This window comes from Bradyrhizobium betae (genome assembly GCF_004123905.1).
In the GTDB taxonomy this organism is placed as follows: domain Bacteria; phylum Pseudomonadota; class Alphaproteobacteria; order Rhizobiales; family Xanthobacteraceae; genus Bradyrhizobium; species Bradyrhizobium betae_A.
In genome coordinates, this window is the sequence record NZ_MZXW01000029.1 from 30,406 (window position 1) to 55,929 (window position 25,524).

General features: G+C 63.8%; 23 protein-coding genes. 8 read left to right on the plus strand and 15 right to left on the minus strand.

Annotation, left to right across the window (positions count from 1 at the left end; genetic code table 11):
- Positions 1–5 precede the first annotated feature (5 nt).
- The 5 genes from B5V03_RS23545 to B5V03_RS23565 form a co-directional block, all read right to left on the minus strand.
- Entirely contained in the window at positions 6–725 is a 720-nt protein-coding gene (locus tag B5V03_RS23545) for a haloacid dehalogenase type II (RefSeq protein WP_129272778.1), read from the minus strand.
- A gap of 85 nt (positions 726–810) precedes the next feature.
- Positions 811–1,812 carry a class II fructose-bisphosphatase gene (gene glpX / locus B5V03_RS23550; RefSeq protein ID WP_129272779.1) on the minus strand — a complete coding sequence of 334 codons (1,002 nt, stop codon included), beginning with the start codon at positions 1,810–1,812 and terminating at the stop codon, positions 811–813.
- 92 nt (positions 1,813–1,904) lie between these two features.
- On the minus strand, positions 1,905–3,221 hold the full coding sequence (locus tag B5V03_RS23555) for a homoserine dehydrogenase (RefSeq protein WP_129272780.1): 1,317 nt from the start codon (positions 3,219–3,221) through the stop codon (positions 1,905–1,907).
- Positions 3,222–3,249: 28 nt separating this feature from the next.
- Positions 3,250–4,470 carry an LL-diaminopimelate aminotransferase gene (locus tag B5V03_RS23560; RefSeq protein ID WP_129272781.1) on the minus strand — a complete coding sequence of 407 codons (1,221 nt, stop codon included), beginning with the start codon at positions 4,468–4,470 and terminating at the stop codon, positions 3,250–3,252.
- Between the two features lie 215 nt (positions 4,471–4,685).
- Positions 4,686–4,961, minus strand: coding sequence for a hypothetical protein (locus B5V03_RS23565; RefSeq protein ID WP_129272782.1), 276 nt, complete (start codon positions 4,959–4,961; stop codon positions 4,686–4,688).
- A 256-nt stretch (positions 4,962–5,217) separates the two neighbouring features.
- Here B5V03_RS23565 and B5V03_RS23570 point away from each other — a divergent pair, with 256 nt between their 5' ends.
- Both B5V03_RS23570 and B5V03_RS23575 read left to right on the plus strand, forming a co-directional pair.
- Positions 5,218–7,026, plus strand: a complete 1,809-nt coding sequence (locus B5V03_RS23570) for a PHA/PHB synthase family protein (RefSeq protein WP_129272783.1) — start codon at positions 5,218–5,220, stop codon at positions 7,024–7,026.
- Positions 7,027–7,090: 64 nt separating this feature from the next.
- Complete coding sequence (locus B5V03_RS23575) at positions 7,091–7,489, plus strand: MAPEG family protein (RefSeq protein ID WP_129272784.1); 399 nt, start codon at positions 7,091–7,093, stop codon at positions 7,487–7,489.
- A gap of 4 nt (positions 7,490–7,493) precedes the next feature.
- Here B5V03_RS23575 and B5V03_RS23580 read toward each other — a convergent pair whose 3' ends face one another.
- From B5V03_RS23580 to B5V03_RS23600, 5 genes are all read right to left on the minus strand, one after another.
- Complete coding sequence (locus tag B5V03_RS23580; RefSeq protein ID WP_129272785.1) at positions 7,494–8,087, minus strand: class I SAM-dependent methyltransferase; 594 nt, start codon at positions 8,085–8,087, stop codon at positions 7,494–7,496.
- Between the two features lie 165 nt (positions 8,088–8,252).
- Positions 8,253–9,236 (minus strand): N-acetyl-gamma-glutamyl-phosphate reductase, encoded by a 984-nt coding sequence (argC, locus tag B5V03_RS23585; RefSeq protein ID WP_129272786.1) that lies wholly within the window; start codon positions 9,234–9,236, stop codon positions 8,253–8,255.
- Positions 9,233–9,901, minus strand: a complete 669-nt coding sequence (locus B5V03_RS23590; protein WP_129272787.1) for an FMN-binding negative transcriptional regulator — start codon at positions 9,899–9,901, stop codon at positions 9,233–9,235. Before B5V03_RS23590 ends, argC begins: the two co-directional genes overlap by 4 nt.
- 241 nt (positions 9,902–10,142) lie before the next feature.
- Positions 10,143–12,803, minus strand: coding sequence for a DUF3857 domain-containing protein (locus B5V03_RS23595; RefSeq protein ID WP_129272788.1), 2,661 nt, complete (start codon positions 12,801–12,803; stop codon positions 10,143–10,145).
- Between the two features lie 131 nt (positions 12,804–12,934).
- A complete protein-coding gene (locus B5V03_RS23600) occupies positions 12,935–13,465 on the minus strand; it encodes a DedA family protein (RefSeq protein WP_129272789.1) in 531 nt (176 codons plus the stop codon).
- A gap of 274 nt (positions 13,466–13,739) precedes the next feature.
- Here B5V03_RS23600 and parE point away from each other — a divergent pair, with 274 nt between their 5' ends.
- Together parE and B5V03_RS23610 are read left to right on the plus strand one after the other, a co-directional pair.
- A complete protein-coding gene (parE, locus tag B5V03_RS23605) occupies positions 13,740–15,779 on the plus strand; it encodes a DNA topoisomerase IV subunit B (RefSeq protein ID WP_129272790.1) in 2,040 nt (679 codons plus the stop codon).
- Positions 15,780–16,160: 381 nt separating this feature from the next.
- Positions 16,161–16,949, plus strand: a complete 789-nt coding sequence (locus tag B5V03_RS23610; protein WP_164988233.1) for an outer membrane protein — start codon at positions 16,161–16,163, stop codon at positions 16,947–16,949.
- 78 nt (positions 16,950–17,027) lie between these two features.
- Here the strand turns inward: B5V03_RS23610 and B5V03_RS23615 are convergent, their stop codons facing one another.
- The gene (locus B5V03_RS23615) at positions 17,028–17,666 is read right to left on the minus strand and encodes a hypothetical protein (RefSeq protein WP_129272792.1); all 639 of its coding nucleotides are present in this window, start codon (positions 17,664–17,666) and stop codon (positions 17,028–17,030) included.
- 138 nt (positions 17,667–17,804) lie between these two features.
- Here B5V03_RS23615 and B5V03_RS23620 point away from each other — a divergent pair, with 138 nt between their 5' ends.
- Complete coding sequence (locus B5V03_RS23620; RefSeq protein WP_027557870.1) at positions 17,805–17,990, plus strand: hypothetical protein; 186 nt, start codon at positions 17,805–17,807, stop codon at positions 17,988–17,990.
- 21 nt (positions 17,991–18,011) lie between these two features.
- On the plus strand, positions 18,012–18,782 hold the full coding sequence (locus B5V03_RS23625) for an SDR family NAD(P)-dependent oxidoreductase (RefSeq protein ID WP_129272793.1): 771 nt from the start codon (positions 18,012–18,014) through the stop codon (positions 18,780–18,782).
- Between the two features lie 78 nt (positions 18,783–18,860).
- Here the strand turns inward: B5V03_RS23625 and B5V03_RS23630 are convergent, their stop codons facing one another.
- The 3 genes from B5V03_RS23630 to B5V03_RS23640 all read right to left on the minus strand — a co-directional run bounded on the left by B5V03_RS23630 (position 18,861) and on the right by B5V03_RS23640 (position 22,180).
- Positions 18,861–19,577, minus strand: a complete 717-nt coding sequence (locus B5V03_RS23630; protein WP_129272794.1) for an outer membrane protein — start codon at positions 19,575–19,577, stop codon at positions 18,861–18,863.
- A 402-nt stretch (positions 19,578–19,979) separates the two neighbouring features.
- Positions 19,980–20,747 (minus strand): outer membrane protein, encoded by a 768-nt coding sequence (locus tag B5V03_RS23635; protein WP_129272795.1) that lies wholly within the window; start codon positions 20,745–20,747, stop codon positions 19,980–19,982.
- Between the two features lie 146 nt (positions 20,748–20,893).
- Complete coding sequence (locus B5V03_RS23640) at positions 20,894–22,180, minus strand: FAD-dependent oxidoreductase (protein ID WP_206736181.1); 1,287 nt, start codon at positions 22,178–22,180, stop codon at positions 20,894–20,896.
- Between the two features lie 120 nt (positions 22,181–22,300).
- On the opposite strand from B5V03_RS23640, the gene B5V03_RS23645 reads away from it, so the two are divergent.
- Positions 22,301–22,576: a hypothetical protein gene (locus tag B5V03_RS23645; protein ID WP_129272796.1), complete on the plus strand. Its 276-nt coding sequence runs from the start codon at positions 22,301–22,303 to the stop codon at positions 22,574–22,576.
- A gap of 33 nt (positions 22,577–22,609) precedes the next feature.
- On the opposite strand, the gene B5V03_RS23650 is transcribed toward B5V03_RS23645, so the two are convergent.
- Positions 22,610–24,133: a caspase family protein gene (locus tag B5V03_RS23650; RefSeq protein WP_129272797.1), complete on the minus strand. Its 1,524-nt coding sequence runs from the start codon at positions 24,131–24,133 to the stop codon at positions 22,610–22,612.
- Positions 24,134–24,334: 201 nt separating this feature from the next.
- Here B5V03_RS23650 and B5V03_RS23655 point away from each other — a divergent pair, with 201 nt between their 5' ends.
- Positions 24,335–25,315: a helix-turn-helix transcriptional regulator gene (locus B5V03_RS23655; protein ID WP_129272798.1), complete on the plus strand. Its 981-nt coding sequence runs from the start codon at positions 24,335–24,337 to the stop codon at positions 25,313–25,315.
- Positions 25,316–25,524: the final 209 nt, after the last annotated feature.

Here is a 25,524-nt window from a genome sequence, read left to right on the forward strand (position 1 = left end):
GGCGATCAGCACCCGAGCTTGTCGGCGACCCCGCCAAAATCCTTGGCGACGATGTCCCAATCGCCGGTCGCTTCGAAATCGATCTTCTGCAGCGGACCGTACTCGGTCGGCCGCGCCACGAAGGCGGTCTTCAGGCCATAGCTCTGCGCGGCCTTCAGGTCGTAATTGTGCGCGGCGACCATCATCACCTGTTCGGGCTTCAGGCTGAGCAGCCGCGCGGCGCCGAGATAGGTTTCGGGATCGGGCTTGTAGTGCTCGAACAGCTCGGCCGACATGATGAGGTCCCAGGGGAGGCCTGCAAACTTCGCCATGTTGGTGAGCAGCGCGACGTTGCCGTTCGACAGCGGCGAGATCACGAATTTTGTCTTCAGCCGCGTGAGCCCCGCGACGCTGTCGGGCCAGGGATTGAGGCGGTGCCAGCCCTTGGTGAGGTGGTCGAGATCGGCTTCGGTGAGACCCTTGATCGCGAACTGCGCGACCAGCTTTTCCAGCGAGCGGCGATGTAGATCGTCGAGCATGACGTAGCCGTTCTGCGGGTTCTTGCGCACCTCGTCCATCGAGGCCGAATAGACCGCGCGCCAGCCGTCGACCAAGGCGGTCCAGTCGGCGCTGATGCCCCGGCCCTTCCCCCACCACATGAAGTCGGTGATCAGGCTGGTGCGCCAGTCCACGACCGTGCCGAACACGTCGAAGACGAGGGCTTTGACGGCGGAGAGATCGGACATGGGCGCTTCCCCGAATGTTGTTGTTCTTGCTCATTCCGGGATGCGTCGCGAGACGCAGGCCCGGAATGAGGTCGCGTGTCGTGACCTAATCCAGATGGAATTTCGCGAGCTCGCGGTGCTCGGCCTTGATGTAGCGCACGGTACCGGTCACGGAGCGCATCACCACCGTCTCGGTCTCGATCACGCCGTCCTTGCGGAACTTGACGCCGGAGAGCAGCGAGCCCGTGGTAACACCGGTGGCGGCGAACAGGCAGTCGCCGCGCGCCATGTCCTCGATCCCGTAGATCATCTTGGGATCGTTGACGCCCATCTTGGCGGCGCGCTCGCGCTTCTCGTCGGAGTCGAGGATCAGGCGGCACTGCATCTGGCCGCCGATGCAGCGCAGCGCCACGGCGGCGAGCACGCCTTCCGGCGCACCGCCGGTGCCGAGATACATGTCGACGCCGGTATTGTCGGGGTCGGCGCAGTGGATCACGCCGGCAACGTCGCCGTCGGTGATCAGGCGCACGGCCGCGCCCGTCGAGCGCACGCTCTCGATGATGCTGGCATGGCGCGGACGGTCGAGCACGAGAACGGTGATCCCTTCGGCCTTGACGCCCTTGGCCTTGGCGAGGCGGCGGACGTTGTCGGCAGGGCTCGCATCGAGATCGACGACGCCCTTGTCATAGCCCGGCCCGATCGCGAGCTTCTGCATATAGACGTCGGGGGCGTGCAGCAACGTGCCGCCGTCGGCCATCGCCATGGTGGCAATCGAGCCCGGCATGTTCTTGGCGCACAGCGTGGTGCCTTCGAGCGGGTCGACCGCGATGTCGACCTCAGGGCCGGCGTTCATGCCAACCTTCTCGCCGATGAAGAGCATCGGCGCCTCGTCGCGCTCGCCCTCGCCGATCACGATGGTGCCCTGGATCGGCAGCTTGTTGAGCTCGCGCCGCATGGCGTCCACCGCGGCCTGGTCGGCCGCCTTCTCCTGCCCGTGCCCGCGCAACCGCGCCGAGGACACCGCCGCCCGCTCCGTCACCCGCACGATCTCCAGCGTGAGGATGCGCTCGAGCAACGCTTGCGGCGGGACTGAAATATGGGTCGACATCGGCTAACTCCTTCGAAACAGTTTGGGACGGACATCTCCGTCCGCATCAACTCGTAACACCCACAGTTCGTTCGAACCGTGTCATTGCATGCTCAGTTCTTCTCGATCCTGATGACCTGCGGCCGTCCGCTGATCACTTTGTCCTTCTGCACGGCGGCGAGCGCGCGGCGCACCGCGTCCTCGTGCGTGGCATAGGTGATCAGGATCACGGGCACGGGCACCGCCTTGCCATCTGCGGGCGCAGCGCCGCCATTGGGATGACGCTGCACGATCGACTCGATCGAAATCTTCTGCTCGGCGAGCCGGGTCGCGATCCGAGCCGCGGTGCCCGGGAAATCGCGCGCCAGGAGGCGGATGTAGTAGCCGCCTTCATGCCGCTCCATCGGCGCCTTCTTGGTGTCGCGCAGATGCGAGATCGGCCGACCGAACGGATTGGCGCGGATGCCGCGCGCAACATCCGCAATGTCGGCGACGACGGCGGATGCGGTTGCAGCACCGCCGGCGCCGGGACCGACCAGCGTGATCGGCGGGATGCCCTCGCCATCGATCGTGACCGCATTGGTGACACCCATCACCTGCGCGATCGAGGAGGATTTTGGAACCATGGTCGGATGCACGCGCTGCTCGATGCCCTTGGCGGTGCGCACGGCAACGCCGAGCAGCTTGAGCCGGTAACCGAGATCGTCAGCGGCGCGCAGATCTTCCGGCGCGATGGAGGAGATACCTTCGACATACACCGCGCTTTGAGCAACTTTCGTGCCGAAAGCGAGGCTGGCGAGAATGGCCAGCTTTTGCGCCGTGTCGTGGCCGTCGACGTCGAAGGACGGGTTGGCCTCGGCATAGCCGAGCCGCTGCGCATCCTTGAGGCATTCGGCGAAGGACAGGCCCTCCTGCTCCATCCGGGTCAGGATGTAATTGCAGGTGCCGTTGAGGATGCCGTAGACGCGGTTGATGCCGGTTCCGGCAAGGCCTTCGCGTAACGTCTTGATGACAGGGATCGCCGCACCGACCGCTGCCTCGAAATTCAGCGCGCCGCCGTGCTTTTCGGCGGCCTTTGCAAGCTTCAAACCGTGCTTGGCCAGCAGCGCCTTATTGGCGGTGACGACCGATTTGCCGCCGTTGAGCGCGGCTTCGACCGCCGACAACGCGGGATCGCCGGCGCCGCCCATCAGCTCGACGAAGCAGTCGACCTCGGGATGCGTGGCCAGCACCATCGGGTCCTTCACCCATTCGACGCCGCGCAGATCGATGCTGCGCTTCTTGGCCTTCGAGCGCGCGGTGACGGCGACGACGCGAATGCCGCGACCGCTGCGGCCAGCGAGCACGCGGGCCTGCGTTTCAATCAAACGGACGACTTCGGCACCCACGGTGCCGAGCCCCGCTATGCCCACTTTCAGGGGTGCAACCATGATGCTTTAGTGAACCTGCAGAAGAGAATTAGCGCCGGTTGGCGAGCGGAACGACGTTGTGCAACGTTTCGATGCCGCTTTCAAGGAAGCGGCGCACGCCGCGCGCGGCTTGCCTGATCCGTTGCTCGTTTTCCACCATGGCGATGCGGACATATCCTTCGCCATGCTCGCCGAAGCCGACGCCAGGCGACACCGCGACACCGGATTTTTCCACCATCAGGGTCGCGAACTGCATGCTGCCGACGCTGCGAAAGGCCTCCGGCAGCGGCACCCAGGCGAACATCGAGGCTTCCGGCGGCGGGATCTCCCAGCCGGCCCGGCCGAACGATTCCACCAGCGCGTCGCGGCGCTTGCGATAGGTGTCGCGCATCTCCTTGATGCAATCGTCGGGCCCGTTCAGCGCCGCGGTCGCGGCGACCTGAACCGGCGTGAAGGCGCCGTAGTCGAGATAGGATTTGACGCGGGCGAGTGCCGCGATCACGCGGTCGTTGCCGACGGCAAAGCCCATGCGCCAGCCGGCCATCGAATAGGTCTTCGACATCGAGGTGAACTCGACGGTGACATCGATCGCGCCGGGCACCTGGAGCACCGAGGGCGGCGGGTTGTTCTCGTCGAAATAGACCTCGGCATAAGCGAGATCGGACAGGATCAGGATCTCGTGCTTCTTCGCAAACGCGACGAGGTCCTTGTAGAAGTCGAGGCTCGCGACATAGGCGGTCGGGTTCGAGGGGTAGCAGACGACCAGCGCGAGCGGCTTCGGGATCGAATGCACGATCGCCCGCTCCGCCGCCTCGAAGAACTCCGGCGTCGGCTCCGAGGGGACCGAGCGGATCACACCGCCTGCCATCAAAAAGCCGAAGGCGTGAATCGGGTAGCTCGGGTTCGGACAGAGGATGACGTCGCCCGGCGCGGTGATCGCCTGGGCCACGTTGGCAAAGCCCTCCTTGGAGCCGAGCGTCGCCACAACTTGGGTGTCGGGGTTGAGCTTCACCCCGAAGCGGCGCTCGTAATAGGCGGCCTGGGCCCGGCGTAGGCCAGGGATACCGCGGGAGGCCGAGTAGCGATCTGTTCGCGGCTTGCCGAGGGTCTCCTTCAGCTTCTCCAGCACATGCGCCGGCGCCGGCAGGTCCGGATTGCCCATGCCGAGGTCGATGATGTCGGCGCCGGCATTCCGCGCGGCTGCCTTGGCCCGATTGACCTGCTCGAACACGTAAGGCGGAAGGCGGCGGATGCGGTAAAAATCGTCCATGGCTCTCTGGGCTCCGGGCAACCGGTCAGGACAGAATCGACAGGCTACGACGCCCGTCTGAAAGGCAACCGCCCCTTGCGCAAAAACCGCTCAAAATCAATTACTTGGAGCGCATTTCGGCGACAAGGGCTGAGCACCTTCGCCCTGACTCTCGGCTGAACTGAGGCCTTTTTAGCACGGAGTGGCGAGGGCGCCAGCGATTACCTTGCACCGCGCTACTTCGCATCCTTGGCGGCGACGGACTGGCGGTCGCGCGCGGCGGCAAGCTCGGCTTCGATCTTGGCGCGCTGGTCCGGCGGGATGATCGCCTGATCACGATCGGGCGGCAAATCGTGCACCGGAAGGTAGGTGCCGGGCTCCCTGGGATGGGCTTGCGCGTCGGTGGGTGTGTAATCCGCCAGCTGACTCGAGCAGCCGCCCAGGGCGAGCGCCATCGTCAGCAGCGCGCCGCAGATCGGCAGCGACTTTTGCAGGTCCCTCAACGCCAACACTTGGGAAATCCCCTACTCGTCCCAACGCAAGGCTGGAGGGAGCTTATCCCACCAACCTGCCCAAGCTCAAACCATTGCTGCCCACAAATGGTACGAGCGAGAAAACATCCAAGGCCCCAATGGTCCAAGAGTTGCACCCTGATTGTGACCAAACCAAGAAGCCTTGTCGCAGTGCAGCACATCTTGGTGCGTGTTTAGCGCCAAAGATGCGAGCTTCGCGGTGACGAATACGGAATGAATCGTTACTGTTCTGCTCATGAGTACCGCCACGACCGATACGCCCAAATCCGAGACAAAGTTCGATGCGAACGCCTTCGCGATGAATGTCGCGCAGGCGTTGGAGAGCGGCGGCAAGGCGCTCGCCGCGTATCTGAAGCCGCGCGAGAGCGGCGAGGTGCAGGATCGTCCGCCGGCCGAGCTCACCGAGGTCGTGAAGACCTTCACCTCGGTCGCCGAATACTGGCTGTCGGACCAAACGCGTTCGTCGGATCTCCAGACCAAGCTCGCCAAGGACTATCTCGACCTCTGGGGCTCGGCGGCGCGCCGCATGGCCGGCCAGGACGCCGCACCCGCGATCGCGCCGTCGCCGCGCGACAAGCGCTTTGCCGATCCGGAATGGAAGTCGAACCAGTTCTTCGATTTCATGATGCAGCTGTATCTGCTCACCACCAAATTTGCGCAGGAGCTGGTGCGCGACGCCGAAGGGCTCGACCCGCAGACCCGCCGCAAGGCCGAGTTCTACGTCCAGCAGGTCACCAACGCGATCTCGCCGTCGAACTTCGTGCTGACCAATCCGGAAGTGCTGCGCGAGACGGTCGCAAGCAGCGGCGAGAACCTCGCGCGCGGTCTGAAGATGCTGGCCGAGGACATCGCGGCCGGCAAAGGCATGCTGAAGATCCGCCAGTCCAACCCGGATAATCTCGTCGTCGGCGTCAACATGGCGACGACGCCGGGCAAGGTGATCTACCAGAACGAGATGATGCAGCTGATCCAGTATTCTCCGACCACGGAGAACGTGCTGCGCACGCCGCTTCTGATCATCCCGCCCTGGATCAACAAGTTCTACATCCTCGATCTCAAGCCGGAGAAATCCTACATCAAGTGGTGCGTTGACCAGGGCATCACCGTGTTCGTGATCTCATGGGTCAATCCCGACAAGAAGCTCGGTGCCAAGAGCTGGGAAGACTACATGAAGGAAGGCCCGCTCACGGCGATGGACGTGATCGAGAAGGTCACCGGCGAGATGAAGGTGCACACCGCCGGCTATTGCGTCGGCGGCACGATGCTCGCGACCACGCTGGCCTGGCTCGCCGAGAAGCGCCGCCAGCGGGTGTCGTCGGCGACGTTCTTTGCCGCGCAAGTCGACTTCACCCATGCCGGCGATCTGCTGGTGTTCGTCGACGAAGAGCAGATCGCAGCGCTCGAGCAGGACATGAAGGCGGCCGGTGTGCTCGAAGGTTCCAAGATGGCGATGGCCTTCAACATGCTGCGCTCCAACGATTTGATCTGGTCCTACGTCGTCAGCAATTATCTAAAGGGCCAGCAGCCGAGCGCGTTCGACCTGCTGCACTGGAATTCGGACGCGACGCGCATGACCGCGTCAAACCATTCCTATTATTTGCGCAACTGCTATCTGGAGAACCGGCTGTCCACGGGCACGATGGTGCTCGACAACACCCTGCTCGATCTCTCCAAGGTCATGGTGCCCGTCTACAACCTCGCCACCCGCGAGGACCACATCGCACCGGCCGAGTCGGTGCTGTACGGCTCGCAATTCTTCGGCGGCCCGGTGAAATACGTCTTGTCAGGCTCGGGCCACATCGCCGGCGTGGTCAATCCGCCCGCCTCGAACAAGTACCAGTACTGGACCAACGACAACATCAAGGGCGTCAACGTCGCCGAGTGGATGAAGGGCGCCGTCGAGCACAAGGGCTCATGGTGGCCGGACTGGCGCGAATGGTTGGGCTCCCTCGATCCCGAGGAAGTCCCGGCGCGCGTGGTCGGGAGCGAAGCTCTGCCCCCGATCGAGGACGCGCCGGGCAGCTATGTCAGGGTTCGCGCATAGCGCAACGGCGCGCGCTTTCGTATAAGCTCGCTTTCAGCACAGTGACGAATGAGGGGACCGGGTTATGACGCGTGAATTGTTCTGGCTGACACTGACGGTGATCCTGACCGGCATCCTCTGGATTCCCTACACCATCAACCGCTGCCAGGTGCGCGGGCTCAGTGGCGCGATGGCCAACCCCTCGCGCGGCGACAAGCCACAGGCCGAATGGGCGAACCGCCTGATGTTCGCCCACGACAACGCGGTCGAGAACCTCGTGCTGTTCGCGCCGCTGGTGCTGATCCTCAACGCGATCGACTATTCCTCGAAATGGACCGTGCTCGCCTGCGCCGTCTATTTCTGGTCGCGCGTCGCGCATCTGATCGTCTATGCGCTGGGGGTCCCGGTGTTCCGCACGTTGGCCTTCACCGTCGGCTTCCTCGCGCAGGCCGTGCTGGCGCTGGCGATCTTCAGGGTGGTTTGAGGGATCAGACGGCGGCCTTGCGAACGACGAGATTCAGCATGTTGGCGGGAGTCTGGTCGAAGCTCTGAATCACTGAGGTCTCCGACGTCAGCGTGAGCCACGATCCTGCGCTGGCGTAGGTCGCTTCGAGCCACTCGGGCGATATGTAGCTGTAGTATCGCCCGAGGCTGTCCCGCCCGTCGTTCTCGCCCATCTTGTAGCTGGCATAGAACACGCCGGACGGCCTCAGCGCGCGATGAATTCGCGCGAGGATGCCGGCAAGCTCGTCGCGCGGGACGTGAAGTAGACAAGCGCTCGCCCAGACGCCGTCATAGGCGTCGCGCGCATCCAGCTGGTCGAACCGCATCGCCTCGACGGGATGACCGAGCCGCTGGGACGCGATCTCTGCCATCTCTGGCGAGCCATCGGTCGCGCGCAGCGAAAAACCTTGCGCCAGCATCACCGCCGCATGATTGCCGGCGCCGCAGCCGAGTTCGAGGATCGAGCCGCCGGATGGCAGCAGCGCGAGAAAGCCCAGCAGCCTCGTCGATGGCGCCTTGGCCCAGTCCGCGTAGGACTGGGCGTTCTGCCGATAGAATTGCAGCGTGGTCTCGTCCATGCGGTCACGTCCCCGGAAGGCGATAGCTCGTGTCCCGGGCGCGCTGCGGCGCGCAAGCGCCGCGGTGCAGAACCGGGACCCAGAAAGCCACACAGCAAGAATGGGCCCCGGCTCTGCAGCGCACCGCCATGTGGCGCTGCGCTGCGTCCGGGGCACGCGCCTGCCCTACTCGTCCGCCATGCCCAGCATCAGCCGCATGTTCTGCACGGCCGCACCCGAGGCGCCCTTGCCGAGATTGTCGAGCCGGGCGACCAGCACCGCCTGGTGATACTTGTCGCTGGCGAAGACGTAGAGCTCGAGCATGTTGGTCTCGTTGAGCGCTTCCGGCTCGAGCTTGCCGACCTTGGTCGCCTCGTTCTGAAGCGGCATCACCGAGACGTATTTCGAGCCGGCGTAGCGCTTGGCCAGCGCAGCCTGGAGATCGGCGCCGCTGGGTTTGCCCGGCAGCGTGTCGAGCTGGAGCGGCACCGAGACCAGCATGCCCTGCCGGTAGTTGCTGACCGACGGGATGAAGATCGGCCGCCGCGTCAGGTTCGAATAGAGCTGCAGTTCCGGCAGATGCTTGTGCTCGAAACCGAGGCCGTAGAGCTCGAAGGACGGCGCGCTGCCGTCTTCAAAACTCGCGATCATTGACTTGCCGCCGCCGGAATAGCCGCTCACCGCGTTGATGGTGACGGGATAGTCAGGAGGCAGAAGACCGGCATCGACGATCGGCCGCAGCAGTGCGATGCCGCCGGTCGGATAACAGCCGGGATTGGAGACCTTTTTCGCGGCCTTGATCTTGCCAGCCTGGTCCGGCGTCATCTCCGCAAAGCCATAGGCCCAGTCCGGCGCGACCCGGTAGGCGGTCGAGGCGTCCAGCACCTTCGGGCCCGCAGCGCCCATGCTGTCGACCAGCGCAACCGTTTCCTTGGCGGCATCGTCGGGCAGGCAGAGGATGACGAGATCGACCTCCTCCATCAACGCCTTCTTCGCCGCAGGATCCTTGCGCTTGTCGTCGGCGATGGTCTTCACGACGACGTCGTTCTGCAGCTTCAGCCGCTCGTTGATGCCGAGCCCGGTGGTGCCGGACCCGCCGTCGACGAAGACGGTGGCGGGCTTCCTGGCCGCGCCGGAGGTCGGGGCTTTGGTGGTGTCCGTGAGGCTCATGGTACGCTCCTTTCGAGCTTGTTGGTTTCGTCCGCGAAGGCCTCCGGCCTCACGTCCTGCATCAGTTGCGCGATCTCTTTGGCGTCGGCGAGAGCTTGCGCGCCGAGCGCATTGGCGATCGCCGTGTAGTCGGCGTCTGACTTGTGCTGGTTGAGCTTGAAGCTGCCTTCGACCTCTTCAACCGTCATGACCAGACCCACGATCCCCTTCTTCATGGCCTCGAGCCGGCCCGCCGTCATCTTGCCGGATGTCCACGGCTTCTTGGGCAGCAGCCAGGTCTCAAACTTGTCGCTGAGCGTATCGATCTGCACCGCCAGCTCATCGTCCGACAACAACCGCACCGGTCCGGTCAGATGCACCGACTGGTAGAGCCAGGTCGGCACCTGATCCGGCGAGACATACCAGTCCGGCGAGACATAGGCATCGGGGCCGTTGACCGCGAGCAGCCAGGAGCTCGTCCCATCCGCAAGCTTTAGCAGCGGATTGTGACGGGCGACATGAAAGGCGGCCTGCGGCGTGCCGTCAGCGGCATAGGTCAAATAGAACGGCAGCGGCGAGGCCACCGGCTTGTGGCCGTCGAAGGCGCACATGGTGCCGAATCCGCGCTCGTCGGCGAATTTCAGGCTCGCGGCGCGGTCCTGCTTGAAAAAGGGTGGCGTGTACATCGTGGTCTCCTGCTGGGCCTCCTAGGGGGCCGCCGGATCAGATCGCGCTGACAGGAGAGAGAATGCCGCGGATCGGGTCCAGCGGCAAAGACGATGATCTCAAACGCGATCGACCGCCCAAACCGCTAAAGAGCGGCGGCGGCGACGGGCGAACAGAATGGTCGCGGCGTTGATCATGGCGCGCGGCTATAAGGCCATATCGGCCGATCGTCAAGGTGTGGAACCATCGGAGTGGCGCCCCCTACCATCGAGCGAGGCCGAGACGACCGAAGAGCGAGCCCCAAAAGGAACCGCCGCCGCGGGTCAGTTCGTAAAGATGAGCCCCTGCCTGCTCGTTTCCCCGATCGTATGCCTTGGTGTACCACTGGATCGCCTGCTGCGCGTCCTTTGGCACACCGGTGCCACTCTCATAGGCCCAGCCTAGATTGTATTGAGCCGAGCTGTCGTTCTGCTCGGCAGCCACGCGCAGCAGGGATATGCCCTTGGCAAGATCCTGCGGCACGCCCTGGCCTTTGATGTGCAAGAGGCCGAGGCTCGTCTGCGCGTAGCTGTTGCCCTGCTCCGCCGCCCGCGAAAACAGATCGAAGGCCGCGGCAAGGTCCTGTGGAACACCACGGCCGTCCCGGTACATGGCGGCAAGGCGCATCTGGCTGTAGGCCTTCCCCTGCTCCGCCGCCTTGGCGTACCAATCGGCCGCCTGCTTCACGTCGCGAACCTGCGCCGGCCCTTCTTCCTGGAGGTAAGCAAGTTGCTCCTGGCTATAGGGATCGCCCTGCTCGGCGGCCAGGCGAAACCATTTGACCGCCTCCCCGGCATCACGCTTGGTTCCGCTTCCGTCCCGATACATCGCCCCCACATGGGCCTGCGCGCGGGCGTTGCCGATTTCGGCGAGCGGTTTCAACCGCTCCATCGCGCGTTCGAAATCGTGAGCGAGATATGCGTTCGCGCCCTCGGTATAGTCGGCGCTGACTTCAACAACCGAGAACGCTCCTTTCGGGGTAAGGCCGATCGGCGCGTATTTGAACTCGTCGAGCTTGTCGAACCCTTTCTCGATGATCGCGGCGAACTCCGCCGGACAGACCGGTGCGTCGAGCGTGAGGCGAAGGACGGCCTTGGAGCGGATAATCTTGCCATCGAGGTCGATGGTGCCGTGAACCTCGATCCGGCCGCGGACTGATCCGTAGCCCGTCCGGCCTTCGAACGTCTGCGAATAGTCGATAGGTGCGGGCTTCTCGTAAAAGAACACGTTATCGGGAATCGTCAGTGACGCGGCCTCGCGGTATTCCATCGGCCGGCAGGCGAAAGGCCGGCCATTGGACTGGCGCACGGCCAGCCGCAGCAGCGATCGCCTCGGATCGGTCAAAGGCAGCATCCTGACGCGGGTCGGCCGGTCGAGACCGACCGGCTTGGTAATCCGAAACGTCGACGTGATCGCGAACTCGTCGGTCAGTTCGCGCGGATTGGGATAGGTGTAGTCGCCGCTGCCGGCCAGGCCGGCCTGCTCAATCAGAGTCCTAGCGGTCATACGCCGGTCCGTGTCGTCCAGTCCTTGCGCGAACACGCGTCCCAGTTGCGCGCCGATACCGGTGCCGGACAGGATCGATTGTGCCTCGCGTTTCCCGTCCCTGTCGAGGACGTAGTTCGTTTCCGCGGCCAGGACGAACCGTGCCGCTTCGATCAGGGGAATCCGTCCCATGGCGCCCTTGTCGACGTTGAGGATCGGCTTGCCCGCGAGCTCGGGCGGCAGGGACCCGAAGGCAAACAGGGAGGCTGTCGGATCGAGATACTGGTCAATCTCCGGGACGTAAGCGATCGCGTGGTCAAAATTCGGCGTCGCCACTTCGGTGAGCGTGTATCTCGCGCCCGCGTTCACCGCGACCAGATTGGCCTCTATACCCTGCGCAGCAAGCAGCGCCTTGAACAGTGTCGCATGCGCCTTGCAATCGCCGTAGCGCGAGGCCAGCACGGCGGAGGCCGGCTGTGAGGTCCAGCCGCCGTCCTCCAGTCCAATTCCGACGTAGCGGATATTGCGAGCCACCCAATTGTAGATGCGTTCGACCTTGGCCCGCGAGCCCGTCGCCTCGCCGACGATCTCCCGCGAAAGTCGTGTGATCTTCTCGTCCGGTCGCGCCATGGGCGCGTTGCGGGCGTTCAGCGCCGTCGCGAAAGCGGCATAATCGGCAAACGTGCTCACCTCGAAACGCGCGGCGTATGAGAGCGTCTCATCGTCGATCTGGCCGGGCCTCGGCGTGTCCTGCCGGAAACGCACGCGATGGACGATGCGATCGTTGCCCCTCTCTTCCGAGTGCTCGACATTGCGCAGTGCGATCCGCAGCGGTCTGGATGCCGGTCCGTCCACGATCACCTCGAGCAATTCGGGCGGTTGGCTCGCCGGCTCGCTCCACACGCGCGCGAACTCGCCCGGAAATCTCGCCTGCTTCGCCTTGTAAACAAGACGACCGCGGATGCTGTCGCCGGGGGCAACATGCGGAAAGGCGATGATCCGGTTGCGGACCTCGTCACAATAGGGCGAAGAGGAATCCGTCGAGGCCGGTTGATCGCGAATGACACGCTCGTCGACCGCGATCACGCTGCCATCGGCCTTGAGGGTGGCAAGCTCCGTTGACGACAATTCGTCAAAATAGCTGTTGTACTGAAAACTCTGTTGCGCGATCGCCTCGGCGCCCTTCTCGTCGAGCGCCTTGATCTCGAACTCGAAGACCTCGTTGCTCAGCCCGGTCTCATCGAATGTAATGGTATGACGGGCGACCGCTCGCCGCCAACCCGGGTCGATCCAGCCGGGCCTCGCATCCAGGCCCGATGATTCCGCGGCTTCCGATTTCGTGCATGGCGACAGCAGCAGCAACGCCGCCAGGAAGGCTGAATAAATTCGTACGATCATCTGTTGAGCGCCCGGCCTGCCAATTCCGCAGCTCAACTAGCAAGCGAAAATTACCACCGACACTCTCGAAAAGAACGACTTTTAGATTTCTCCGGCTCCGACCAGCCATATGGGTCGCGAACCAGGCTCAATCAGATCACCCGCCAGATCCATTCCATGATCTTGGCGATCACGTCGCCGAACAGCAGCAGCGCGGCCGACCAGACCAGCGCCGAGATGAAATTGGCAGCCTGGAAGCTCCAATAGGGCATCTCGAAGATGCCGGCGGCAAGCGGCACCGAGGCGCGCAACGGGCCGAAGAAGCGGCCAATGAAGATGCTGGGCACGCCCCAGCTGCGCACGAAAGCCTCGCCCTTTGGCAGCAGTTCCGGGTAGCGCGAGAGCGGCCACATCTGGGCGACCTGCTCCTTGTAGCGGTAGCCGAACCAGTAGGAGACCCAGTCACCGAGTGCTGCGCCAATGCCGCCGGCGATCCAGACCGGGTAGAAGCTGATGCCGCTCGCCCCGATCAGCGCGCCGATTGCCACCAGCGCGCCCCAGGCCGGGATCAGCAGCGAGATGAAGGCGAGCGATTCCCCGAAGGCCAGCAGGAACACGATCGGAGCGGCCCAAGCCTGGTGAGCGCGCACAAAATCGGCCAGGGCGTGCGCATACTGCTCCATTCAAAAATAGCCTTCCCGCCCCGTCTCAAGGTGCTGCTCGATGAAAATGACTGGTAAGCCAAGGGCTTGTGTGACATCAAGTCACAAATCCCTGGCAAGACCGGGCCCGGACGTCAATTTGCCGGGAATTGCTGGGCCTGCGGCGTAAAATCGCCGGGATTGGCTCCCACCCACACCCACTTGGCCGGCGTGCGGTGACCTTTCCAGTCCAGCCGTGGCATAGTCGCCTTAACCGATTCGCCGCATGCGCGGCCCTCAAAGCACATCAAGATATATGTCCAAGCAGTTGAAAACAAAAGCAGACCTGTTCCCAACCGACGAGCAGAAGCCGCGTGCGCCCGCCAAGGCGGCGTCGCGTGCGAGCGGCGCGGAAGCCGATTACACCGCGGCCGACATCGAGGTGCTCGAAGGCCTGGAACCGGTCCGGCGCCGGCCCGGCATGTATATCGGCGGCACCGACGAGAAGGCGCTGCATCACCTCTTCGCCGAAGTCATCGACAACTCGATGGACGAAGCTCTCGCCGGGCACGCGACCTTCATTGGCGTGGAACTCAGCGCGGACGGTTTTCTCACCGTGACCGACAACGGCCGTGGCATTCCCGTTGATCCGCATCCAAAATTCCCGAAGAAGTCGGCGCTCGAAGTCATCATGTGCACGCTGCATTCGGGCGGCAAGTTCGACAGCAAGGTCTACGAGACCTCCGGCGGTCTGCACGGCGTCGGCATCTCCGTGGTGAACGCCCTCTCCTCGCTGCTCGAGGTTGAGGTCGCGCGCAGCCAGAAGCTCTACCGGATGACGTTTGAGCGCGGGCACCCCAAGGGCAAGCTCGAAGACCTCGGCAAGATCAACAACCGTCGCGGCACGCGCGTGCGCTTCAAGCCCGATACCGACATCTTCGGCGCCAAGGCCGCGTTCAAGCCGCAGCGCCTGTTCAAGATGACGCGCTCGAAGGCCTATCTGTTCGGCGGCGTCGAGATCCGCTGGAACTGCGCGCCCGAGCTGCTCAAGGGCGTCGAGGACGTGCCGGCAGAGGCCACGTTCCACTTCCCCGGCGGCCTCAAGGATTATCTGGCGGCCGCGATCCACGCCGACACGCTGGTGCATCCCGACATCTTCTCCGGCAAGTCGGGCCGCAACGGCGCGCATGGCGCCTGCGAATGGGCCGTGGCCTGGACCGCCGATGCCGACGGCTTCCTGTCGTCCTACACCAACACCGTGCCGACGCCCGATGGCGGTACGCACGAATCCGGCCTGCGCAGCGCGCTGCTGCGCGGCCTGAAGGATCACGCCGAGCGCGTCGGCCAGGGCAAGCGCGCCTCGTCCATCACCTCGGAAGACGTGATGGTGGGCGCAGCCGTGATGCTGTCCGTGTTCGTGCGCGAGCCTGAATTCCAGGGCCAGACCAAGGATCGTCTCGCCACCGCCGAGGCGCAGCGCATCGTCGAACAGGCGATGAAGGACCCGTTCGACCATTGGCTGTCGGGCAATCCGAACATGGCCAACAGGCTGCTCGATTTCGTGATCGACCGCGCCGAGGAACGGCTGCGCCGCCGCCAGGAAAAAGAGACCGCGCGGAAAACCGCCGGCAAGAAGCTGCGCCTGCCCGGCAAGCTCGCCGACTGCACCGATGCCGGCACCGAAGGCTCCGAGCTCTTCATCGTCGAGGGTGACTCGGCCGGCGGCAGCGCCAAGCAGGCGCGCGACCGCAAGACGCAAGCGGTGCTGCCGTTGCGCGGAAAAATCCTCAACGTTGCCTCCGCCGGCAAGGACAAGCTGACGGCGAACGCCCAGCTCTCGGACCTCGTGCAGGCGATCGGCTGCGGCCAGCTCTTGCAGTATCGCGAAGAGGATCTGCGCTACCAGCGCATCATCATCATGACCGACGCCGACGTCGACGGCGCCCACATCGCTTCGCTCCTGATCACGTTTTTCTACCGGCAGATGCCGCGGCTGATCGACGAAGGCCACCTCTTCCTCGCAGTGCCGCCGCTCTACAAGCTGACCCACGGCACGAAGTCGGTCTACGCCCGCGACGACAAGCACAAGGAGGCGCTGATCAAGAGCGAGTTCAACGCCAACGCCAAGGTCGAGGTGAACCGCTTCAAAGGTCTCGGCGAGATGATGCCGGCGCAACTCAAGGAAACCACCATGGATCCACGCAAGCGGACCATGCTCAAGGTGGTGCTGCTTGCCGACGACCGCGACACCACCGCAGATTCGGTCGAGCGGCTGATGGGCACCAAGGCCGAGGCGCGCTTCGCGTTCATCTCGGACAAGGCCGAGTTTGCCAACGACGATCTGCTCGACGTCTGAAGCCGCGCCCTCCGTCAAAAGCCCCGGCCCTGGTCCGGGGCTTTTTTCATTTGTGACGACGATTCGGCGTTTCCGGACGAGTCGGCCAACGACTCACCGGCGCCAAGGCTGAGGCAGGACTGCCTCCATTTCGAACAAACCCGAATTGCTAATGAGAAGTTACCCGAAAAGCAAAACCGAAAGTCCAGTCAATGCATTGAAATTACGTCATTTTCTCTGGATTCGACGATCACTCGCCAAAACCCGACTGGCTGGCGTTTCCCGGCGACTGTGCCTGCCATGCAACAGCTTTTCGGTGGAAAGCGTCTATAGTCCAGGCATCAGATCACACGGACTTCAGTGCGCTCGCGCCTGCTACAGACCAAAGTTGGGGATTTTATCATGAAGAAGATTTTGCTGGCTCTGACCGCGGTTGCGGCAATGACCGGTTCGGCCTCGGCGGCTGACCTGGCTGCCCGTCCCTACGTGAAGGCTCCGGTGGCGGCTCCGGTTGCCAACTGGACCGGCTTCTACATCTTTGGCGGCGGCGGCGGCGGCCTCTCGAACTCGGACCAGCATGTCCAGACCACGGTCGGCGCGATCCCGCTGACCATCGACCAGCGCCAGGGTGGCTCGGGCTGGTTCGGCACCGTCGGCCTCGGCTACGACTGGCAGTTCAACAGCACCTGGGTCGCCGGCGTGTTCGCTGACGGTCAGTTCGGCAGCATCCGCGCCACCGTGCAGGATCCTCTGTTGTTTGGCGGCATCACCGGCAACCAGAAGCTGGAAGACTCCTGGGCCGCTGGTGTGCGCCTCGGCTGGCTGGTCGCTCCGAACGTTCTCTCCTATGTCAACGGCGGTTACTCCGGCGCCCACTTCGGCAGCACCAACTTCCTGACCCTGGCCGGCGTTCCGGCTGGCGTGCACATCAACGGCTACAACCGCAACGGCTGGTTCGTCGGCGGCGGCGTCGAGAACAGCCTGAACTTTTTCGGCATCTCCTCCCCTGGCTGGTTCATGAAGACCGAGTATCGTTCGGCCTTCTACGACCGCAAGACCTCGGACATCCTGACCGATGGCGGCAATCTCCCGATCGGTCAGAGCATCCGCGCCAACAGCTGGAACCAGACGATCTCGACCTCGCTGGTCTACCGCTTCAACTGGACCGGTCCGGTCGTCGCCAAGTACTGAGCTTGAAAGTACTGAGCTGAACGCAAGTTTAGACGTCAAAGCCCCGGCATCGCCGGGGCTTTTTCGTTGTGCGATGCTTTAGCGGCCGACGCTCACTTTCAGCGACCGGTACGCCTCTCCTAGTCGGCTCTCGATCGTCGTCCAGTCCGCCTCGGTGATCGCCTCGCCGCCGGCATCGCGGAGCGCCATGGCTTCCGCCCGCGCGACGCCGAACTGCCTTATGCCGGAATCGTCCCCGTTCTTGCCGTAGGTCAGCGCCGTGACGCGCGCGATGGTGAGGCCATAGTCGCGTGGAGCGACCGCTTCGCGGCGCGCCTGCCACCAGTCGAGCTCGAGACCAGCGGCTTCCTCCGCATCGAACGCCACGGGCGCGGCAGGCGCGAAATCACGGTAGTACGTTACGAGGGCCGGCAGGGCCGCATCGGCCTCCCGGCGCGACGTCGTCGGCTGGAACGTCCTGGCAGCCTCGGCCGCACTGAGCCCGATCTGCAGACTCTGAAGCGGCGAGAAGCCAAACTGCGTCCGCATCGATTGGTAGAGATGGTAGAACAGCGCGGCATAGCGCTTGTCGTAGTAGTCGCGCCACATCGCTGTTTCGAGCCTGGCCATCTCGGCCGGATCGAATGCCCGCAGATCCGCATGACGCGGAATGACGGCATAGGCCGTGACCAGCGCGGCCACAGCCACGCTTCCCAGGATCGCCTTGCGCACGGACATGCGTCCTCCCGCCAGTCCTGCATCCCCGGCCATTGTATCTGAACCGTAGCTACGGCTAGTCTGGCTGGAAGTTTTCGTGTCTGCGGCGATCGTTCAAGCCGTGGGCTGCGACAGAAGCAGACCAATGGGGAGGAATGCATGCGCAGATTTCTGCTTGTCGCAGGCCTGTTTGCTCTCGCCGTCGGGCTGCTCTGGATCGGACAAGGCACGGGCACCGTCCCCTGGCCGCGATCGAGCTTCATGGTCAACCAGCTGCAATGGGCCGGCTATGGCGCAGCCATGGCCGGCTTCGGGCTGGTGCTGATCTGGCAGAGCAACCAATAGAAGAAACCAGGGAATACAAGCATGACATCCAACCGGTTCGATCTCCGCGGCAAGGTCGCGATCGTCACAGGAGGCAATGGCGGCATCGGGCTCGGCCTGGCGCACGGCCTTGCCGATGCCGGCGCTGATATCGCCGTGGTCGGACGCAACGAAGCCAAATCGGCCGCCGCCGTCGCCGATCTCAAAGCGCGCGGCGTGAAGGCGTTTGCCGTCACCACCGACGTGACCGACAAGGCGGCGATCGCTGCGATGGTGGAGCGTGTCGTCAGGGATCTCGGCCGCATCGACATCCTGATCAACAATGCCGGCATGAGCATCCGCAAGCCCCCGCACGAGCTCGAGCTCGACGAGTGGAACACGGTGATCAATACCAACCTCACCAGCGCCTTCCTGTGCTCGAAGCTGGCCTATCCGGCGCTGAAGGCGTCCGGCAACGGCAAGGTGATCAATATCGGCTCGATGATGTCGATCTTCGGCGCGAGCTTCGCCACCGCCTATGCGGCGAGCAAGGGCGGCATCGTGCAGTACACGCGCGCCTGCGCCAATGCCTGGGCGCCCGACAACATCCAGGTCAATGCCATCCTCCCCGGCTGGATCGACACCGACCTCACCCGTGGCGCGCGGCAGCAGGTCTCGGGACTGCACGAACGCGTGCTGGCGCGCACGCCCGCGGGGCGCTGGGGCGACATCGACGACTTCGCGGGCATCGCTGTGTTCCTCGCGTCATCCGCCTCGAACTTCGTCACGGGCACCGCGATCCCCGTCGACGGCGGGTTCTCGGTGATGGCATAAGCCGCAGCTGTGCTCACGAAAGAGGCCCCGGCATCCCCGCCGGGGCCTCTTTGACTCTTGAACTCTTGCCGCGCGCAATCAGTACTTCGCAACCACGGCGCCGCCGAACTTGTAGCTCACACCGACCGTGACCGTCTGATACTGACTGGCGACGCTATAGGGAATATTACCGTTGGGCGTCGCCGGCGCACCGGCGCGGGAGTAGCGTTCGAAATCATAGTAGCGGTATTCGAGCTTGCCGAGCCAGTTGGGGGCGAAGGCGTATTCCACACCCGCGCCTGCGGTCCAGCCATTGGTATTCGTCGAGAACGAGTCGATGCCTACGCCGACGTTGGTGTTCACATGGCGCTGCTGCCCATAGGCCCAACCGGCGGTCCCGAACAGCAGCCACTTGTCGATCGCGATTCCGGCCCTGCCGCGGATCGTGCCCACCCAGCGCAGCGTCGTCTCATCCTTGGTACCACCGACAAAATTGTCGTCGCCCTTGATGTCCGCCCAGGCAAAGTCGCCTTCGACGCCAAGCACGAACTTCTGGATCTGCCAGTTGTAGCCGGCCAGGCCGCCGGCAATGGCGCCTGTCGAGCTGTAGCTGTTGGCAAAGCCGGCGTCATTGAGCCGATCATGATTGCCCCAGCCATATCCGCCAAAGCCGCCGACATAGAAGCCGGTCCAGTTGTAGAGAGCCACCACGGGAGCCGGTGGCAGAGCCTTGACGGCCATGTCGGCCGCGGAGGCGATGCCCGTCGCACCAAGCAAAAGCGACATCCCTGCTACGAATTCCAGCCCCTTTTTCATCGGTATTTCTCCTGGGAAACAGCTGCAAGAAACAGAAAAGAATCTGATGAACCGAATTTATACGGCACGCCGCCCGGGCAGCGATTCCGAATCCACGGTTCCTCCCGGTTCCCACGCATTATTCGAGAAAACGCGGCATTTCAGACACGCAAGGGTCGGCAACACTGACCTATGCGTGTAGCAGGATTAAAGTCCTGTCCGAAGAACATGCACCGCCTTGGGCTGCTGCGGCCTCGCCATCCTGTCGGGACAAGTGAGCATTGTGCGTTCGCAGTGATGATCGACGGTGCATTCCAGACGACGACATCGAGCTCGCTTGCACGCAAAAAAGAAGCCCCGGGCGAAGCCGGGGCTTTTGAATTTTGGCAGTGATGGTCTTTTTGCAGATTGGTCGTTCGTTGCTCAGTAGCGCGCGATGACCGGCGCATCGAACTTGTAGCTCGCGCGCACGACAGCCCACTGGATGTCGCGCGGCTTGGCATCGAACGTGTAGTTGCCCGAGGTGCCGCCGAGCTGATAGGTCTGGCTGCCGAAAGCCGCGTAGTTGTATTCGAGGCCGACGATCCAGTTGCGGGTGATGCCGTATTCCCAGCCGGCGCCGACGGTCCAGCCGTTGACCCAGTGAGTCTGACCACCATTGCCCGTCGCGGGGGCAACGGTGTCGCTGACGTTGAGGCGGTTGTTCACGCCGGCATAGCCGCCCTTGATATAGAACAGATTGTTCTGCACGGCGAAGCCGGCGCGGCCGACGACGGTCGCGAGCACGTTGGCACGCCAGGTGAAGATGTCGTCACCGGCGCCAAACACGGTGTTTGCGACCGTGCCCTTGTTGTCGAGGCCGGAGATGGTGCCTTCCATGCCGAACACGTAGTTGTTGGCCTGCCAGTTGTAGCCGATCTGGGCGCCGCCCATGATGCCTGACTTGCGTTGACGGAAACCTTCGCCCGGAACCAGATCGCCGAACGGCGCGCCAATCCCGTTGTTGATGAATTGCTCGTTGGTCCAGGCGCCACCGATATGGCCGCCGACGTAGAAACCGGTCCAGTTGAACAGCGGCTCTGCATAGGCGGGCGCCTTCGTGTAGCGCGCACCGAGATCGGCGGCGGAAGCAGCGCCCGTCGAAACCAGAGCGGTCGTGCAGGCGAAGGCGGCAATCAATTTGTTACGCATGGTACACCCCGTGTCCTTTGATGGGTGCACGCTCACACGCAGTTCTTACTCAAATTTGAATCAAGAAAGTTAAGACGCCGGATTGGCGGATTGGGCGCCTTGAATCCGTTTGCGCTGTTGCAGGCACGCAACGCGCCGCGTGCGATTTAACGCGGAATTATCCCTACCGGATCGTTGCGGTACGATCCCGGCGCGGCCTTCGACTGCACGTGCTCGGGCCGCACGCCGAGCGCAATGAGGCGCGCCGGAATGCCCTGGAGCCAGGGCAGCGCGGTGATGAGGCGCACGACCAGCGGCACCTTCAGCGGCCGGTCACCGCCCTGCAACGCGCCGCTGATGATGTTGTTCTGCACGATCACCTGCATCGCTTGCGTCATCTTCACCGGGAACTCGCGCCGGCGGCGCACGGCATCGAGCTCGCCCTCGGACGGGCACCCGTACTGGAGCTTGTCGGCGAGCAGGTTGGCGGTCGCGACCGCATCCTGCACGGCGAGATTGACGCCGACGCCGCCGACCGGCGACATCGCATGCGCGGCATCGCCGATGCAAAGCAGGCCCGGCCGCGTCCAGCGCTTGAGGCGATTGATCGCAACAGTGAGCAGCTTGAAATCGTCAAAGCTCTTCACGTCGACAATTCCGCTCTTCAGGATCGGCGCCATGCGCACGATGTCGTCGGTCAGCGCCTGCAATCCCCTCGCCTTCACCGCATCGTATTGTCCCTTGGCGATGACATAGGCGCATTGCCAGTAATCGCCGCGGTCGAAGGTGACCATCATCTTGCCAGGCTCGACGCGCGCGAACAAATTCTCGGTCTCATCAGCTCTGCGGCCGACGCGGAACCAGAGCACGTCCATCGGCGCGCCGATCTCCTCGACCTCAAGACCGGCACGCTCGCGCACGATCGAATGCCGGCCGTCGCAGGCAATGGTGAGATCGGCCTCGATGTCGACGATGCCGTCCGGCGTCTTCGCGCGCACGCCGGCGATGGTCTCGCCGCGGCGGATCAGATCGACGGCTTCCGTGTTCATCATCACCTTGAGCGAGGCAAAGCGTTTGCCGGCCTCGCGCAGGAAATTCAGAAAGTCCCATTGCGGCATGAAGGCGATGAACGGGTATTTCGTATGCAGTCTTCTGAGATCGGCGATCCGCACCGGCGTGCCGCCGAACAGGCCATCAATCTTCTGCATGGGTTGATACGGCAGCGTCAGGAAGCAGGCGATCAGGCCGAGCTCGTCCATGACCTGGAGCGTCGAGGGATGCACGGTGTCGCCGCGAAAGTCGCGGAAGAAATCCGCATGCTTCTCCAGCACCATGACATCGATGCCGGCACGCCCCAGCAGATAGCCGAGCATCATGCCGGCGGGCCCGCCGCCGACGATACAGCATCGGACTTTCACGGCTGCCTGCGGAGATTGCGGCGTATCGGGTTCCACGGCCGGATCCTCATTTACGACTTAAGTTTTCTGTGCGGTGCAACAAACAGTATTCATTTGCTGCAGTTGTGAATGGCCGTTAGCGTCGCTGAAGACTTCGACTGATTTCAGGAAATTGCGGTGCGGACGATCCTCATAGTGCTCGGCGTGTGGATTCTGATCAACGTGCTTTTCGTCGTGATCATGATCCCACCGCGCAAGCCGAATCCGCGGCAGACCGGCACGCTTGCACCGGTGCCGATCGACCAGAACGGCTACCCGTTCGAGGAGCAGGAGAATCTCCTGCTCCGCCACGTCATCATCTCGATCGCGATGGGCGCGTTCTTTTCGCTGGCTCCGCCGTTGATGGAGGCCGTTGAGTCCACCAAGCGCTTCATCCGGAAGCGCCGCGGGTAGCGAAGGCGCGCCAGGCGCCCCCGGGCCGCATCATCAATTGTTGCTGCGGTTCGCCGTCCGAAAGCTCTTGACCTCCGACACGCTGCCGTCGCGATAGGTTAGTTCGACCGACATGAATTGCGTCGCGGGGGGCAGCTTCTCATAGAGGAGCATGCCAGCCGTGATTGCCGAGGGATCGCGGAGATCGCAAGCCGGCAGCTTCAGTACCTTGTCGGGCACCGCGGTGTCGATGCCGATCCGCACCTCGCGGATTGCGCAGCGATACGACACCAGATGGGAATAATAGACCAACAGCCCGTTGAACTGGCGGAACGACAGCCAGCTCGTCGCGGTCATGTCGAGAATCTTGCGCTGGTCTCGGATCAGCGCGGCCTCGGGATCGAACCTGATCGGGAACGGGCCCTGGATGTCGCCGGACTGATCGACGTAGCGAACCTCGATGGTGCCGGCCACGGCGTCCGGCGGCAATTCGATCGAGGGGTTCGGCATCCGCTTGCGCGTGCGCGGATCGAGCGTGTCGATGAAACCGGTTTCGCGGAAATCGCCGTTGCCCGCCATGCGCCAGGAAATGCCGATCGTCGGGTCGGCGAAGGAGAACACCACGCTCCAGCCGCCATTGTGCCGCGAGAAGCTCGCGATCGGCGCATTGGTGGTTTCTTCCTTCGGCACGCGCGGCACCGACACCGGCGGCAGCGCCGCGAGCTTCTGCGGCGGCGGATCGGCCGGACGCGCAGCAGCCGTGGCCGTGTCCTTGGCGAGGCCGCTGAGGAAGACGTCGTCGACCATCTGATCGAAATAGACCGGCACCTGCCTGTGCTTGACGGTGTCTGCCATCTCGCTGACCAGACGGCGGGTGCGCTGCGCCACCTGCACGAGGTTCTCGCCGGGCTGGAGCAGCTCCTTGGCAAAGGTGCGTGTAAACACCGAATTGGGATTGGTGTCGTCGTTGGAGAGGCGATCGAGCGCGGTCTGGCGGGGCCCTGCCGAGAACACCGAGAACACGCCTTCGGGCAGCTGCGTCATCGGCGCGAGGCCGCCGCCGCCGGCGACCGCGCGCGTGCCGGAACGTTCGAACGGATTGTTGCGGCAGGCGTCGAACACCAGGATCGAGGTCCGCGCCTTCTTGTTCTGGAGGCGCTCGACGATGCGGTCGGCGAGGATCGAGGCATCGCGCACCAGCTCTTCCTGCCCTTCGATCGCAGCCGGCACGTCGGTCGGCAGCAGATAGTTCTGGCCCGCGATCTCGAAGCCGTGGCCGGCATAGAAGAAGAACGCGGTGTCGCCGGGCTCGATCGCCCGGTCGAACGCGAGCAGCGTCTCGGAGAATTGCTGCCGGCTCTGGTTCTCGGCCACCATCACCGAGAAGCCGAGCTGCTTCAGCGTATCGCCCATGGTGCGGGCGTCGTTGACGGCCTTGAGCAGTTTTGGGACGTTCCTGTAATCGTTGTTGCCGACCACGAGCGCGACGCGCTTTGCGGCATAAGCGGGAAGCGCGAAGCCGCTCAGGCTCGCCGCCAGGCCGAGTGCCGCCAGAAGTCTGAAAAGCCGACGCGTCATCGCGAAATTCCCGTTGCAGATCGGCCTGGTGCCGGTTCCCTCGAACAGTGGTTCATTGGAACCCTCCGCCGTTGATGATAGTCGATCCAGCCATAATGAGGGTTCAACGCCAGCCGCCTTCGGGGTCCATCATCAGACCTATGGCAGATTCCGTCGGAATCTGCTCTTTCTAGGGCAATTGCGCTACAAGCGGGGGCTGCCGTGTATCGCTGGTGTACTGACGAAGTCGAACCTCATGACCGCTTCGACTATTGGCGCGAGGTCCGATCCAAGGGCCTGTTCGGCGTCACGGCCGAACTCGAGCGCGAGCGGCGCGCAGACTTCTACGGCGAATTTTCGCTGCGCCAGCTCGGCGGCGGCGGCCTCGTCGAGCTGAAGGCCTCGCATTACACAGTCGAGCGCAGCACCTCCGACATCGCCAACGCGCCCGGCGACAGCATCTGCGTCTACCAGCAGCTCGGCAGCGGCGGCTGGTTCGGCGGCATGCGCGGCAGCGACTTCGCGATCGCCAATGGCAGCTTCGCCACGAGCCATACCGACCTGCCCTATCGCACCACGCCGCTCGGCGCCGGCGGCTTCCATTTGCGGATCCTGAAGATCCCCGTCAGCGCCCTCCCCACGCAGGACAAGCGGGTCCGTGAGCTGACGCCGCGGACCTTCGACGATCCCACCCTGGCGCCTCTGCTCGGGGCCTGCTTCGCCGATCTCGGCGAGGGCGCCGCGGGCGGCAATGACGGCGCCGCCGATGCGACCTCCCTCGTCCAGGCTCTGGGCCATCTGGCGCTGATCGAGCGCGGCATCGTACGGCCCGGCAGCCGGCTCGGACAGGCTGCGCTGCGGACCGCTCGCCTGTCGCAGGCGCGACGCCTGATCGCGGGCCACCTCCAAAATCCAGATCTGGCGCCGACGATGGTGGCCGACCTGCTCGCTGTCTCCGTGCGTCACCTGCACATGCTGTTCGAGGCCGCCGAGAAGAGCTTCTCGCAGACCGTGACCGACGAACGCCTGAAACAGAGCCGCCGCCTGATGCGCGAGGCGCCGGAGCGGCTGATCGCCGACATCGCGACCTCCTGCGGGTTCGAGAGCCTGGCGACCTATTACCGGGTCTTCAACGCCGCCTATGGCATGGCCCCCGGCGACTTCCGGGCCCAGGGGGCGGAGAGGCATTCGCCGCTCCCCTAGCGCCGCCGCCTGGTCCATGGCGGGGCGGAAAAACGTGAGCCCCGCCCGTGATTTGGGCAAAAACCTCAGGGTTTTTAGGGCCTTCCCGCGCCTGCTCCATTGACTTTGGCCGATTCCGCCCTATGTTCCGGGTCGACGCGGCTCGGTATCGAAGAGCGATTCCTGAGCCTTGCGCTTTGTTCGCGTGAGTCAGCACCCCCAGCTTCTTT